The organism is Bacillus sp. FJAT-22090 (genome assembly GCF_001278755.1).
Taxonomy (GTDB): Bacteria; Bacillota; Bacilli; order Bacillales_A; family Planococcaceae; genus Psychrobacillus.
Genome location: NZ_CP012601.1, coordinates 930,191 through 945,758 on the forward strand (window position 1 = coordinate 930,191; position 15,568 = coordinate 945,758).

Genomic DNA, 15,568 nt, shown 5'->3' on the forward strand with positions numbered 1-15,568 from the left:
GCCTATATCTATGATTACATTAATCATAGATATAGGCTTTTTTATATTTCTGCTATATAAATTTAATCAAAGACCATGGAAACTGTATAATTAAAAAAGAAGTGTAGCCAGACCACTACTTTACTTGTGTAAGCACTGCCTTTGATGGTGTTTCGTATTTCACATAACCCTTTATGTTGGTGATGAAGAGGCTTCCCCCTACGCCATGTTGTCCGCCATACTTGCTGTCATACCGGTAGACTCGATATACTTCTCCAGGTTTTAACACACGTTCGAAGACCAGCTTATCGCCTTCGCGCTTCCAAAGATTGATCCTTTTCGTAATGGTAATGAGTCCACTTTGGCCTTTTTTCAGCTCCAAACCTTTCCAAAAGACAGGCTTTCGTGGTTTAATTTCTTCCCTTATAGGCAAAGTAACAACAATTCTTCCTTCCTTGCTTTTATTTTTATGTTTATCCTCAGCAATAGCCGTAAAGATATCTCCTGGGCTTGGAGCCGGAATCGAGTACTTGAAAACGCCATTCTGATCTGCGAAAGTGTCCCCAATATACCTAGACATTTTATTGATTGTTACTTTTGCATTGGCTTCTGTTTTACCACTAATTTCCTTTGAATCACTTGTCACAGAATCAAAAGCCGGTACCGCAGGCGGCGTAATATCACGTACAGACGAACTGATATAATCGCTCTCTCGTCCTTCCTTATTTTTCGTGAAAAAAACAAGAGAATAACCACCTGGCAGCTTTCCGGTATAGAACTTAAATGTCCCGTCAGCATTCACCTTCTGGGATTGGTCCCGAAACAATCCATCTTTTCTTTCAGCAGTAACATAAATAGTCGTATTAGGCTCTGCTTTTCCTGTAATATATTCATTTTGATCGAAAAAATCATCTATATTTGGCATCTGGGGCTTTTCCGTTTTATAAATTGGTACGGTAATCGTGTTGCTTTTTATCCCCAGTTTTGATTCTGCCCAAACCTGTAATTCCGTTAATCCCTCAAGGCTTGGAAGAGTAAATGTAAACCTTCCGAAAGGTTCAACCTCTGCAATCACATTTCCATTACTAGCTACAACCACTTTGTCTTCCTTCCCGTAGGCAAATACAGTCATCTTGTTCGTTTGAAGTGTCACATCCCCAGAAATCATGGGATCATATGGTTTATAGTATTTATCCCTAACTGTTAATAGGATGGAATGGGAAAAATAAGGGTCTGTTGAACCTTTAATAGAGTAGGAAACGGTTGTTGTCCCAGTTTTTTTTGCTAAGATATTGCCGTTTTCCGTTAATTCAGCTACCTCAGGGTCTGAAAAAGTTATAGTCAAATTTTTTGAGCTAATCTCCTCAATCCAATCCTCATCCTGAATTGAATACTTTGATAATATCGGCCCGTCATACACAAAGCCAATAGACATTTCTAATGGTTTTAGTTTACGTAATTGAAATTGTTGATATCCTACAAATCTTTTTGGATTTTGACTATCAGAGATATCAATCAAATTATGTCCGGTTAATAATGATTGCAATGCTGGTAGCTTGGTCATTTCACTAATTGAATGTATATAGTTCGATTCCGCATAAATCGACTCTAATGATGGGAATAGTTTTGCATGCTCTCCTATTATATTGATATTGGTAATGTTATTTCCATCTATATTCAAATCTTTCAAGTGTTGATAAGGAATATCTGTTTGAACAAGATTTGATAAATCAACAATCTCATTTGCTCTCATATTTATTCTTTCAATTGACGGAAACAGATAAGACAGTTTCTCGGCCCCCTCAATGGCAGAAAGTTGATGATTATGACTTATATCTATATTTCTGAGGTGGAGCAAAGGTTCATTAATTGCATTGAATAAGGTACTAGTATCTTTTAATGAATATGATATCTCTAATTCCTCTAATCTTGGCATAACGTTAAGGAAATCATAATTTACTACTTCGATACTACTCAATCGAAGATACTTAAGCTTTGTTGCCTTTTTCAAGTCATCCCCCTGAATAACTAGAGGTTTATCAATATAATTAAAGAGCGATATTGACTCTAGATTAGGCAGGGACTGTAAAAAAGAAGAGCTACCATTTAAAAGCATAGATAAGTCTGTCAACTGCGGAGCCTTTGTTAATTCACTATAATCAGGAATCGAGACATCGTTTATTGCCAATGCCTTAAGCTGTTGCATCCTTTCAATTCCAGTAAGCGAGGTAACTTGTTTTCCACTTAGATGAAGTTTTTGAAGGTTTTTTACTAAGGAGATCGTAAGCAACGGTTGATTATTAGTAGAATTGATCGCTAATTCTCTTAAATTCGGAAGTGCACCTAGCGGAGAGAAATCATTTGCGTAAGTACCAGTTAATTGCAAACTCTCTAAACTTTTTATTTCAGAAAGTGGTGTAAGATCTGTCGGGCGGCCGCTTTCATGGGTGTTTTGAATGGCTAATTGTTTAATGGGCAAACCAGCTAGTTTCTCCATCCCTTTGAAAGTCGTGACACTCCCAGCATACCAATTTCCAAGTGTTAAGGTTCCATTATTTTTCTCCAAACAGGTGGATATTCGATCGATGGTGATATTCTCGTTATATTGGCGGTCACATAAGTCAACATAAGACTCTAACTTTTCTTGAAGAATGGAATCCTCTAATTGTATAACCGTATTACTAGCCAAATCAGAAGCAAATACAGGTGACTGTAAAATTAGTAAGAATAATGCAGTAAAAATGGATAAAATAGATCGTTTCATGTAATTCTTCCCCCAAAATAATATATATCTTACTATATTATCTTAGAAAATGAGGATGATAGATATAGGGAGAAAGTGAGTATTTAGAAGTAAAAAGAAAATCAGTATTGTGTCGTTAGCTAAAAGAGGGAATTCTTTTGAGGTCGGTCGAGGATAATACGGTTAAGTGTTTGTTATAGGTAAATTGAGCGAATCTCATAAAGTATACTATGTAAATGGTTACGAAATCAAACTGACTTTTCCTATAAAGGTTTAAGTTAACGGATACTTTAGTTAAACTCTTTTTTCTTATTTGAACTAACGGGGCAGTTTAGTTTAATAAAGGAAAACGTTTGTTTGATAAAACGCCTATTTTTAGGAGGGATAAAATGAAACTTTTACGGTATTTTTGTATAATTTTAATCTTGCTGAGTTTTATTCTCTTAATAACTGGATGTACAGAAAATAGAACCACACCGAAAGAGGATGATTTAAAGATTGAAGGTTATATACTTGAAGTAGATGAAGGAAAAATATTGGTTGCAGAAGGTATTACTTCAGAACAATATGAAACAATTATAGATAAAACACTTCAAGAGTTGGATAAGGAAAGGATTTCACTATTCTACTTAAGTTATGAAGATACCAGTAGCTTAAGGAAAGGTTACAAAGTAGATGTATGGATTGATGGTGGAATTAATGAATCTAATCCTGCTCAAGCTGGAGCAAAAAAAATTGAGGTAATAGAATAAAAATAGCTTATGAACTAACGCAGCAGTTTAGTTGAACAAGAAGTAGTAAAAATGGATCTTATAAAACTATTTGTAGAAGGAGAAATCATGGATAAAAATGAGTTTTTTCAATCCCTTGAAGAAATAGTTGTTGACCCTTTGTTTATTAGCGATAGTATGCAAGACATAGCCGAAGAAACGGCAAACAACACTTGGTCAATGTCTATTAGCAAGGAATTAGCGACTGAGATAGTAATGGAAGATTTCATAGATTTTTTCCGAAGAGTGATGACGAACAGACGTGAGCAAATAAGAGATTCAAATAATCGAGATGGAATGCTCTTCTATATTTGGTTCGATAGGCAATCGGCACAAATAAAGTTTAGTTTAATATCAGATTATGACACTACCTTACCATTCGGATGTGAAATCGAAATTATACATAAACTTGAGCCTATTATTGGGGAGTTTCTAAGATTTCCATATCACGATGGCTTTCCGTTTGAAGAGGTTAGAGATGATGAGCAAGTGGAAGAAGACGTAATGGAGAAACTTTGAAAGTATGCCTCTTAAAAATAAATCGATAACCTTATTCAACTAACGGGTGCTTTAGTTAATGTTCATGGGTTGCTTAGGCAACTCTTTTTCTTATTGTACTAACGCAGCAGTTTAGTTGAACAAGAAATGCTTTATTTTATTGAATATAACAGAGGGTTTTTTATTAATAAAAATCGAGAACATTCATAGTTAATTTGAATGTAGTATGACAAAGAAAAAGTATCATTGAGGAAGAGACGAAGAAATGAAGAAATTAATAAACATGATTAATTCAAGTTCGAAAGTGGCTGGAGTGTCATTACTTGAATTGAAAAAGACAGAAAAAGCACTTGGTGCTATTTTTCCAGATGAATACAAGGAACTTTTTTTAGAAACGAATGGAGCAAAATTTGGTGATTGGACTTTGTTCCCAATTCAAACTAATGAACAAACGGCATTAATTGATGTTGTAAAAAAAAATCGGGAATTCAGACCAAATAATGTCCCAAGTGAAATGATATGTATTGGTGAAAATATCAATGGTGATACGCTTTGCTACCGAATTAGAAAAAGATTTATGCAGGAACAAATTTATGTTTGGTATGCTGAAACTGAGAAAAGCGATTGTAAAGCATTAACATTTAAAGAATTTATAGATTGGTATGTACCTAAAGTAAATACTAATAAGCCTAATAAACTTGGCACTTTTATGGTTGAAAGTGGGAAGCTAATTGTTACTGACCCATACTATAAAGTGGATGAAGAATCGGAGTTGCAAATCGTACTTTTAAATGTGAAAAATGGTAATTGGACAGCTTCCATTTCTTATACTCCTGATGAAGTTGTTAAAACCTTATTTGTATTTTATGGGGAAAAGAAACCAACTGGAAAATGGCATGTTTGCGATAAACAGATTGGAGTTGACTCTGCACAAGCAGGAATTTTTGATTTTAAAACATTTGGTAGAGACGAAGCCATCCAATTTGATGATGTAGTTGAATCAGATGCACAGGGGGGAGTTTTCTCAGATGGTGCAGTTTCAATGTCTGGTTATGGTGACGGAATGTACGAAGTGAAAGTAAAATATAACATTTCAAAAAAGGTTGTTGGAGTGATGATTGACTTTGTAGATGAGGAATAATGCTATGCACCAACAACCAGTGAAATACACCTTTGTTTGTTCAACTAACGGGTGCTTTAGCAGAACAGGGCTGTCAGTAGACAGCCTTTATTGTTATTCAATTAACGGGGCAGTTTAGTTGAAGAAGAAGGTTTTTTTGCGATTGTGTTGAATAAGATAATATATGTAAATTATTGAAGAGGTGGGTAAAATAGATAAATTCTTGAAATGGTTTATGGCTTCATTTATATTGGGGATTGTAGGGCTAATAGCAGTTTTTTTTGTAGCAAGAGCAACTGGTGAAATGAATCGAAGCATCTTGTTAGTTAGCACTTTAACTATATTCGTTTTAATTCTCTTCGTTATTTAGTATTGTTAAAGCTAATTCAAATAGAATCCGAAGAGAATTAGTTATCTCCGTACTTTTTGCCATTATTCCTTTATCAGCATTAGTAATAAATGGGTTAATTTTTACTGTTTATTTTGTAGGCAAATAAAGTGACTATTGTGAAGAAATATACTTAAACTAACGAGTGCTTTAGTTAAAATATGACCATCATTTCGTTGGTCTTTTTTTACGTCCAAACATCAAGGAAATTCGGCAATCCAGTGTGAAATTTTTCACTTAAATTAATGGGGCAGTTTAGTTTAAGAAGGTTTTGCAAATGGGAAGGAGAGGACTAATTTATGTTATTTATACTTTTGCTTGTCGTACCGTTATTAGGAGTTTTATGGTTTTTAAATTTTACTTCTTTTTTGAAGAACTTAAAGAATGGAAAAAGCACTCATAACCAAAATATTCTAGGAGCAGTCTTAACGTTTATTTTTATCTTTGCTCTAATGTACTTCTTTGTTGGACCCCTCTAAATAAACATATTCGATATTACAGGAGGGGGACATACGGAGGCTAACTTTGGAAAGCATTGCATTATGTTTCCTAAGAATTATCAGGGTGTAGGAGAAGGTAAGTACTACTATGAAGTGGATTTTTATCCACGAACTGAACAAGGAAAGTCATTGAGAGTTTATCAGTCAAAAGGCGGAAAATTAATAAATGAAAAATAGTGATTCTTAATGAACTAATAGGTGCTTTAGTTAAACATGACCATCATTTCGAAGGTTTATTTTTACACCCAAAACATCAGGTAGATTTCGGCGTTCCATTGTGGAATGGTACACTTTAACTAACGCAGCAGGTTAGTTTAATTAGATTGATATAATATATTATCTTAACGATTGGAGGGATAGCGGAGTGGTTTCTTTTTCTCTATTAGCTTTATTACCTATTATTTTTTATTTAGCTATAATAATTTTTGTTATTTATTTTGTAATTAAAGTAGTAAAATTCATGGATACTAAAATAAAATTAGACCAAGAAAAAAATGAAATGATTGTTCAATTAATTAAAGTTATCAATCAAGAAAAAAGTGAATAACTACATACCTTTTTTGAAATTTTAAGTGGCATTACCTAATGAGTTGGTAATGCTTTTTCTTAATGAACAAACAGGTGCTTTACTTGAGATCGTTCAGATACTTAGACGTCTCTTTTTTCTTGTTCAACTAACGCAGCAGGTTAGTTCAATATGTAACATTGTTATATATACATCGTCTAATTCATAAAAAACTGGGAGAGTGTTCTATGAAAGCACGACTGAAGATAATGTTAATTTTTTGTCTCCTTATTACTTTAAGTGGATGTAGTACAACAATGGATAACAAAGAAAGTGAACAAAATACAGAAAAATTAATTGACGAAGAACCCAAAAGTGTAGTCTCGGAAGAAAGCAGCGAAGATAGTGCTATTAACAATGAAATTACGCTCAGCACTGAACGGAATGTATTACAGGATTCCCCCGAATATGTAGCTAAAAATGAAGTGGGACTTTCTATTCAGGATTCTGAAACGGCTTATGAAATGTGTGTGAGAGTGCTGACTGACTATTATAAAGCGGTCTGGAACGGCTCGGAAATTGAATTGGGTGCATTTATCGATAACGAAAACCTTAAACAGTATACGCAAAATAAGATTCAATACCAATTTGACTTGTATTTAACGCACAATCTTACTGATAATTTGGTGAAGAGTGTTGATATTGGCACTCGGGAAGTGGATTGGGAAGTGGAGTATACTGATGACGTAGATGGGGGTTTTCTCTATTTAAATTTACCTGCGGAAATTAAAAAGACTGTAGGTAGTTACGGTGAACCCACTGAATTTCTCGTACGCAATGTAAACGGCAAGTTAGTCATTGTTGATTGGTATACGGGTGCAAAAGATAGTTATGATTTCATGGTACGTGGAGAAAATCTAACAATTGACAACCCTAATATTTGGGATGAAAGTGAATTTATGAAGAAGTTAAATAGTAAACAGGGTGAATTTTCAGGCTCAATTCGATAGTTAGTTATTTACAGCTAACTCGGCAATCAAAGTTTGTTAATGAAAGCCCAATATGAGACTTGCTTCCAAAATTAATTTCTCTTATTCAACTAACGGGTGCTTTAGTTAAACAAGACCATCATTTCGATGGTCTATTTTTACGTCTAAAACATCAAGTAGATATAGTCGATACATTGTGAAATGTTACACTTAAACTAACGGTGCAGGTTAGTTCAATAAGAAGGTAATCATATATAATAGAGATAAAATGTGATTTTCAAAAAGAATTGAGGAGAAATGGATGTCGCAAGATGGAATTGTTTTAGTAGTAAGCGTGTCAATTTTTAATGAAGCTGATGTCTTGATTATTAAAGAGAATAAACCTACCGCTGTTGAAAAGTGGAATTTTCCGAGTGGACGTATTGAATATGGCGAGGACATTCTCTATTCAGCTCGGAGGGAAGTAAAAGAGGAAACAGGATTGGACGTTAAACTGATTGGGACTACTGGTGTATATAATTTTATAAGTAGTACAAACAATCAAGTTATTCTATTTCATTTTATAGGTGAGGTTACCGGAGGTTCTATAAACCTCGAAGAAGATGAAATTTCTGAGAGTAAGTGGATTAAGGTAAGTGACCTTCTAAAGTTTGAGAATGAAGACTTACGGGAACCATTGGTATTAAAGCAAATAATAAATAATTTATTAAAAAAGAACCTATACCCAATTAATATTTATAATGAGCAAGTTTGTGAAAAGTTTCACTTAAACTAATGGGTGCTTTAGTTAAAGATTATGGGTTGCTTAGGCGACTCTTTTTTCTTCTTCAACTCCCATGAAAATTAAAAAATGCTCAAAATCTATAAAATTGCATAACAAAAGAGACTCAGAAATTACTTTTTTAAAAAAAGGCTGAGCCTTCAGAATGATTATATTAAGCTGAAAGTTAAATCAAAGCAACTCCATTCTTGTTAGAATAAAGGCAAGGCTGGTGCAATAACCAGAGTAGGATTAATCTCCCATGAGTGCTACTCGTATAGAGTGCGACAGTCTGTGATGCACCGTGGTCGTTGGAGTCAGACTAACGGATGGGCTCTATGGCACCATAGTTCATCGACCTTCTTCGCCAGCCGTATCAATCTATACCCGCTCTGAAACATTTTCATTCTCTGTGGTGCAGCTTTTTTTGGCTGCATGGATGGCTAACGGGGCAGTTTAGTTGATGTGAAAATTGGAGTTTTTATAACGCATTTGACACAAAATGTGTAACAAAATGAAAAAGAGCAATCAAAATTAGATTGCCCTAAGAATTAATATTATTTATCTGGAAAGCCAACATGTAGTGGAGGAGGAACTAGCCACCCTTTATTTTTATTAAGTCTCAGAAGCTTGGCACCTATTTGCACTTTCTTCAGTTGGAATTGACCAAACATTAAAGCGATATCTTCTCTAATGCACATAGCCATAGCTTGACTGCAGGCAACTAAACCAGCTGAAGAATTCATAGAAAGTGCAGCGCTAATTTCGGGATCATTAAATCTAGCGCCAACTGGAATATCCTCTAGTCTAGCTTCTGGACGTACAGGTGGTGCCGGAGGAAGTCCTATACCATTAATTTTTAATATTACTTCCAGTTGTTTGTTTTCATCTTTCATACACTCAATTGATTCATCGATGATTTTTGATAGGTCTTCGTCGCCAGTGTGATTAATGAATGTTTGGTATGCAGCTATCAGCCCGTTGTTTGTTGCTACATTCGTCCATATAGAAAATACTTCACCATAATGTAATGGTTCATCTTTTGGATTTCCGCTTAATATTCCCATAATTGCACTCCCTGTCAATTTAATATTTCATTCAAGATTTATGGTGTGCGAAAATTAAAAGATTATTCAATAGTATGAGAAATTCAAGATGTGAATTTACAAGAGTTTAGTACTTATTACGAAAATAAAGTGACAATAAGGAAAAAAAAATAGACCTTTTTCAAGGTCTCACAAGTTTTATTTCGCTATTCATATATTCCCTAATGATTAATAGTTCAATTATATCCTTAGCTGAATATGAATAAGAAGCTTGTTCAGGAATAAGTTGGTTGAATTGTTTAACAATATTATTTATGGTTTCAACACTAAAGTTATCCAAAGTTAATTCTAATTGAATTATTATTGTCACCTTCTTTTTTTAGAAGTGTTATCCAATTAGATTTAATTTATTCGCGAAAACAAATTAGTTATTTTAACAACTGGAGGAAGTAATTTTAGAGGTTAGATAGGATGCCTCACAGTTGCATTTATGTCCAATAAATTCAAAAGTATAAGAAGAAGCCTAGGAAACGGTTCGAGAAACTGTGACTAGAAAATAAAAAAAGACATTCCGATTGAAATTTAATCAAATAAAAAACAAGTAAGCTTTTACTTACTTGTTTTACTAATTAGATTTGATCTATCAGAAACACTCCAATGCATAGAAGGAATTATGTTTTCATTTAACTGTTTCACTAACAAGTCAGCTTTATAATAATCAGTAAAGGTTTTATCGTCTTGACTGCTTGAATCCTTTAAGGTCTCTGTTATTCAATTGACGTTTCGTATATTTACGAACATGGTACAACTCCTGATTATGACTTTAACAATTACTACTATCGTAGAACAATTATCTCATGATAGCAGAGTAAAGTATACAGGTTATGGAACTTGTTACCTATTTGTAAAAAAAATTATAAAATTGAAATATTGATAGGCAAAGAGACTAGATATATTTAACGTTCTTAATATATCGAGACAGTGAAGTAAGAAGGTGTGTGTTCAAAGAGGAATGTAACAAGGCTTATTCGTCATTTTCTTTTAAAAGAGCCAAAGCTTCACGTAAGAGAATGATATCTTGAAGAATTTCTTTTTTTATTAGTAAATCAGGACATTTTTCATATTCATCTACCATTAGGTCGAGTTCCTTTGTTAAAAGTTTCAAGAGTTAATTCTCCTTCTCGCTAGGTCTTAGTTAGTAGTATGAACTATTTTTCTTAAAAGAGAAAGTAAAAAGGTATTTTTAATATTACTTTAAAAAAATAAACGTAATCTAAATTTAGAAAACTATATTGGAAATACAGAATTACAAAGGAAGGCCTGTTAAAAATAGATAGCTTACTCGTTATTAGATAAATATAAAGGGAAAATAAAAAGTAAAAAAATGCTTAACTAAAACAAGTAGGTTCGTCTAAAGAACAAAAAAGACTAGAACCAATATCAGACTTTCCCGACTGATATGGATCTAGTTATTAAAGTATAGGCAGCAAAAGAGTGTTTAATTCAACTGGAGGACGAATGATGAGGTTAGGTGATTCCTCACAGTTGCTTTATAGAGTATTTCCAATATTAAGCTGTATTTAGGCAAGAGCCTAAAGGAAGTGTCTCATTCCGAACAAGATGGGACACAAAGGGCAACATTCGTCAAAAGAAAAAAGCTTCTCGTAAGAAACTAGAGAAAAAAGTGGATATGAGAAAAGTATTTAATCTACTGTCACTGAGTCGCATCCTTATTTAATTTCTTTTTAAGTTTTTCAAATTCAGTGGTTAAATAGTGAATCTGTTTTTGCATGTCTTATGATGGTGTTTTTCTATTAAATCAAAAGAGAAATCATATTTTTTTATTTAGATACACTACGCCGCATAGTGTTAGTGGATACATCTGGGGACTATCTGTCAGGGTCAAGCAGTCCCTTTTATTTGACAAGGTTTATCAGCTTATCAATTATCGCGGCGTCCATTAAGGTACGCCCTTTAGCGCACATGGTCTTCTTTGTGTTTAAATAGATACATCATTTTTCATTACTATTAAAGTAGTTATACCTAATAATTGGAAAATCATAAAAACAATTAATAATTATCTGCTTATACCGATAGTTATATTATATATACGTTAAAGGGGATTCCTAATGGATATAAATGAATTGATGAAAAAAATAAATGAAAACATGGAGAAATTGGATCTGGTTTCTGCCAGAAGATTAATCGAGAACAATTTAGAATTAATTAGTGAGAACAGGCATCTTCTTAGAAGGAATGCAAGGTCATTATTTGAAATACTAAAAAATAATACGGAATCAGCAATCAACACTTTGACTCGTAAAGAAATGAATGTTATTTATTCTATTAATGCTCATGCTTCCAATTTTGATATTAGGGGATTAAAACTTTCCATTAAAAATAATCCTGAACTGTTGATAAGAAAGGATATAAAGCACTATCTTAATGAGGATGCAAAAACTTTATTAATGGGAATTAAAGTGATTAATACTGATGAATAAATGTTATACAAAAATAAATATAATTTAGAACGTCCATTCGAATAGAGTCGAGGTGTTATAAATGGACAATAATCAAACAGAAGAGGTAAATCATTAATAGAGGCATTGCTGCAGAAGATGCCTCGAGGAAAAGTAATGGATACATTAAATCAAATACTACATATGCCTAATGAAAACTTTGACGAGCTGGAAGAATATTGTCGTATGTTAGATGAAAGAGATACCACCAACCGTTAATTCGGAAGGTGGTTTCTAAGTTTAATAGGTAGATTTAATGCTGTTTCTAAGATATCTATAAGGCTTTCTAATATAGTTTTCGTACATTTCAAATATTTTTAACTGCTATAAAAAAGCATTATAATGCTTTTCTTAATTATATTAATTGGTGCTTTAGTTAAATATGACCACATTTCGATGGTCTATTTTTTTATCTGAAACATCAAGTAGACATCAGAAATCCATTGTGAAATGTTACACTTAAACTAACGAAGCAGTTTAGTTGAATATCTATTGTTAATGTTAATTTATTGATAATTTGCTATAATTAAACAGGCTATTAAATTGATGGAGGTGTTAACAATGATAGTAATCGAATAAATAGGAATTAGTTTGGCATAAGAAATATGTTCAAGCAATTCCTAAATGAAAAAATTTATCAGTCTTTTAACTTTTCTAATTGGAGGAATAGCAATGAACATAAATAATTTATTTGATATCGTTTCGAATATTCAAAGTAAGGTTGACTTCTCAGGTTCAATATTAGTTGAAAGAAAAGATAAGGTCATATTAGACAAAAGCTATGGATACTCTAATCGTTCAGAACAAATAAAAAATAACACTGCCACTCGATTTGGAATTGCATCTGGATGTAAACTTTTCACTGCAATAGCAGTTTGTCAACTTGTAGAAGAAGGAAAGATTTCTTTTGATACTAAATTAAGCGATAGTCTCAATGTTGATTTTAAACATTTTGATAATAAAGTAACTATCCATCACTTACTTACACATATTTCAGGAATATCAGATTATTTTGATGAAGAAGTAATGGAAGACTTTGAAGAATTATGGGTAAAAAATCCGATGTATCACATAAGGAAAATCAGAGATTTCTTACCTTTTTTTCAAGAAGGGACTATGAAATATCAAGTAGGAGAACGGTTTCATTATAACAATGCTGGTTATATTTTGTTGGGTTTATTAATTGAACAGATAAGTAATATGGAGTTTTCGGAGTATATTCAAAAAAATATTTTTGATAAAGCTAATATGACTAAATCTGGATATTTTTCATTTGACTATCTACCAGAAAATACAGCATTAGGTTATATAGACAATCCAGATGGTAGTTGGAGAACAAATATTTATTCTTTACCAGTAAAAGGTGGTTCTGATGGAGGAGCCTATGTAACAGTTAGCGATATGACTAAGCTGTGGAAAGCACTTTTGAATTATCAACTTCTAAGTAAAGAATACACAAAAAAAATCTTAATGGAACATACACAAGTTGATGAAAGTCGTTCATATGGTTATGGAGTATGGATTAAAAAAACAGAAAATGATCTTCTTAAATATCATATTATGGGGTATGATCCTGGAGTTAGCTTTCATTCAGCCTATTATCCTAACTTAACTATCAAGGTTGTAGTATGTTCAAACAAGTCTGACGGAGCGTTTGATATAATGAGGGAAATTGAAAAAGAGTTAACCAAGTAATTACAAAATAGTTAGTTGAACCTATTCAAGTATTAGGGTTCTATTTAAATCAATTAATCTCAAGTATTACGAAAATATGTAGTTAAACTAAAGGAGCAAGTTAGTTAAATAGGAATTAATCATAAGTGCGTAAATTGTTATATTACTGAGTTTTCTTTTATATTTATGATTTCCTTTAGTCGAGAAACTTAATTTCAACTAACAGGACGTTGATCCGAGATGAACTGCACCCCAATTGTTAGACACACATCTAACAATTGGAGGTGCCTTTTTTATGGCAAGAAGAACGATTGAACAGAAATTAGATGCCATTTCCCGTTACGAAAATGGTGAAGAAAGACTTAATAATTCTATTGCTAAATCTCTCAATATTTCTAATACTGAAACGGTTGATTTTTGGATAAAAAAATACCAAAAACATGGACTAGAAGCTTTTAAGAAGAGCTATACAATTTTTACTTTAGAAGATAAACTAGACATACTTAATTTTATGTCCGAGAATGGGTTGTCTTCTTTAGAAACTGCAGTGCAGTTCAATTTACCTTCTCCAGGCACGATTCGGAAATGGCGAATTAGTCTAAGAAACAATGATTTAGACGCCCTAATCATAAAGAAAAAGGGGTGTCCTAAAATGAAAAAAGACAATCAAAAACAAACTAAAAAGCAAGCCTTCGATGAGAGCTCATTCAAGGCATTACAAGAAGAAAACGAACGTTTACTTATGGAGATTGCCTATCTAAAAAAGTTGAATGCCTTAGTTCAAGAAAAGGAAACATTACAACGAAAGACAAAGCACAAGTAATGTATGAACTAAGGGGTCAATTTAGCGTAAATGCATTAATAAAAATAGCTGGCATCAAACGTAGTACTTATTATTACTGCACAAAACGCTTTAATCGCCCGGATAAATATACGGAACTGAAATCGACGATTTCTACTATATATCACAAGCATAAAGGGAGATATGGTTATCGTCGAATAACACTAGAATTACGTAATCAAGGCTTCCTGATCAATCATAAAACGGTTCAACGGCTTATGAAGGAACTAGGTTTGAAATCTCTTGTTCGCATGAAAAAATATCGTTCTTATAAAGGAAATGTAGGTAATATTGCGCCAAATATTCTCAAACGTGATTTCGTTGCGACAAAGCCAAATGAAAAGTGGGCAACGGACGTAACAGAATTTCATTTATTTGGTGAGAAGTTGTATCTTTCCCCTGTACTAGATTTATATAATGGTGAAATTATTGCCTACAATACTCATTGTCGTCCTACGTATGAACTTGTATCAAAAATGTTAGACAAAGCTGTCACTTTCTTATCCGAAGGAGATGCCCCAGTATTACATTCGGATCAAGGTTGGCATTATCAAATGAAGCAATACACTCATGTCCTAAAACAACATGGTATTACCCAAAGTATGTCTCGAAAAGGTAACTGTTTAGATAATGCAGTAATTGAGAACTTTTTTGGTTTATTAAAATCTGAGCTATTATATATACAAGAATTTGAGAGTATGGTTCACTTCAAGCGTGAGCTTGAACGGTATATCGAATACTACAATCACGAACGTATTAAAGGGAAATTAAAAGGATTGAGTCCGGTTCAATTCCGAATTCAATCCACCATAGCTGCTTAACTGAATATAATGTCTAACTTTTTGGGGTCACTTCAAGAAGGATTAACGTCTTTTTTGTTAAATTGTAGAATTGTATAACTAAAGGAGCAGGTTAGTTTAATAAAGGAAAACATTTTTTTGATTTAACGTCTATTTTTAGTAGGGATTAAATGACACTTTTACGGTATTTTTGTACATTTTACTTTGACTTTTTCAAAAAGGTACTCCTAATAATCACTGTACTTTTAAATGATAAGGAGGATTATTAAAAAATGACACACTCGATGAAATTACGTTTCCCAACTTTGAACAAGTAATTGAATACGTTCAAAGGCTCTGTTTGTGTATACAGAGTAAACGGGTGTAGTCTGTCCTTTTTTAATAATCTTCATTTCAAATATCATTATTTAATGTGAAGAAAGGCGGATCATTCTGG

The 15,568-nt window shown here is 32.9% G+C and carries 13 protein-coding genes; 10 read left to right on the forward strand and 3 right to left on the reverse strand.

Annotated elements, in window-relative coordinates:
- Positions 1-115 precede the first annotated feature (115 nt).
- Positions 116-2,743, reverse strand: coding sequence for an Ig-like domain-containing protein (locus AM499_RS04900; RefSeq protein ID WP_053589154.1), 2,628 nt, complete (start codon positions 2,741-2,743; stop codon positions 116-118).
- Between the two features lie 368 nt (positions 2,744-3,111).
- Between AM499_RS04900 and AM499_RS04905 the strand changes: the two genes are divergently transcribed.
- From AM499_RS04905 to AM499_RS04935, 6 genes are all read left to right on the forward strand, one after another.
- Positions 3,112-3,474 carry a YobA family protein gene (locus AM499_RS04905; RefSeq protein WP_053589155.1) on the forward strand — a complete coding sequence of 121 codons (363 nt, stop codon included), beginning with the start codon at positions 3,112-3,114 and terminating at the stop codon, positions 3,472-3,474.
- A 51-nt stretch (positions 3,475-3,525) separates the two neighbouring features.
- A complete protein-coding gene (locus tag AM499_RS04910) occupies positions 3,526-4,011 on the forward strand; it encodes a hypothetical protein (protein ID WP_082355172.1) in 486 nt (161 codons plus the stop codon).
- Positions 4,012-4,255: 244 nt separating this feature from the next.
- Positions 4,256-5,131, forward strand: a complete 876-nt coding sequence (locus tag AM499_RS04915) for an SMI1/KNR4 family protein (protein WP_053589156.1) — start codon at positions 4,256-4,258, stop codon at positions 5,129-5,131.
- Between the two features lie 1,231 nt (positions 5,132-6,362).
- The gene (locus tag AM499_RS04925; RefSeq protein WP_053589158.1) at positions 6,363-6,545 is read left to right on the forward strand and encodes a hypothetical protein; all 183 of its coding nucleotides are present in this window, start codon (positions 6,363-6,365) and stop codon (positions 6,543-6,545) included.
- Positions 6,546-6,820: 275 nt separating this feature from the next.
- Positions 6,821-7,513, forward strand: a complete 693-nt coding sequence (locus AM499_RS04930; RefSeq protein WP_231687531.1) for a hypothetical protein — start codon at positions 6,821-6,823, stop codon at positions 7,511-7,513.
- Between the two features lie 280 nt (positions 7,514-7,793).
- Positions 7,794-8,267, forward strand: coding sequence for an NUDIX hydrolase (locus AM499_RS04935; protein ID WP_053589160.1), 474 nt, complete (start codon positions 7,794-7,796; stop codon positions 8,265-8,267).
- A gap of 542 nt (positions 8,268-8,809) precedes the next feature.
- Here the strand turns inward: AM499_RS04935 and AM499_RS04940 are convergent.
- Entirely contained in the window at positions 8,810-9,319 is a 510-nt protein-coding gene (locus AM499_RS04940; RefSeq protein ID WP_053589161.1) for a DUF3231 family protein, read from the reverse strand.
- 1,003 nt (positions 9,320-10,322) lie between these two features.
- Positions 10,323-10,463: a hypothetical protein gene (locus AM499_RS21585; RefSeq protein ID WP_156316750.1), complete on the reverse strand. Its 141-nt coding sequence runs from the start codon at positions 10,461-10,463 to the stop codon at positions 10,323-10,325.
- 964 nt (positions 10,464-11,427) lie between these two features.
- On the opposite strand from AM499_RS21585, the gene AM499_RS04945 reads away from it, so the two are divergent.
- The 4 genes from AM499_RS04945 (at position 11,428) to AM499_RS22335 (ending at position 15,449) form a co-directional block, all read left to right on the forward strand.
- The gene (locus AM499_RS04945) at positions 11,428-11,799 is read left to right on the forward strand and encodes a hypothetical protein (protein ID WP_053589162.1); all 372 of its coding nucleotides are present in this window, start codon (positions 11,428-11,430) and stop codon (positions 11,797-11,799) included.
- 690 nt (positions 11,800-12,489) lie between these two features.
- Positions 12,490-13,512: a serine hydrolase domain-containing protein gene (locus AM499_RS04950; RefSeq protein ID WP_053589163.1), complete on the forward strand. Its 1,023-nt coding sequence runs from the start codon at positions 12,490-12,492 to the stop codon at positions 13,510-13,512.
- Positions 13,513-13,786: 274 nt separating this feature from the next.
- Positions 13,787-15,153, forward strand: a protein-coding gene (locus AM499_RS21200) for an IS3 family transposase (protein ID WP_156316751.1) whose coding sequence is annotated in 2 segments (ribosomal slippage) — positions 13,787-14,249 and positions 14,249-15,153 — 1,368 coding nt in all. Because the reading frame shifts where the segments join, the coding sequence is not laid out codon by codon here.
- 251 nt (positions 15,154-15,404) lie between these two features.
- Complete coding sequence (locus tag AM499_RS22335) at positions 15,405-15,449, forward strand: erythromycin resistance leader peptide (RefSeq protein ID WP_156316847.1); 45 nt, start codon at positions 15,405-15,407, stop codon at positions 15,447-15,449.
- Positions 15,450-15,568: the final 119 nt, after the last annotated feature.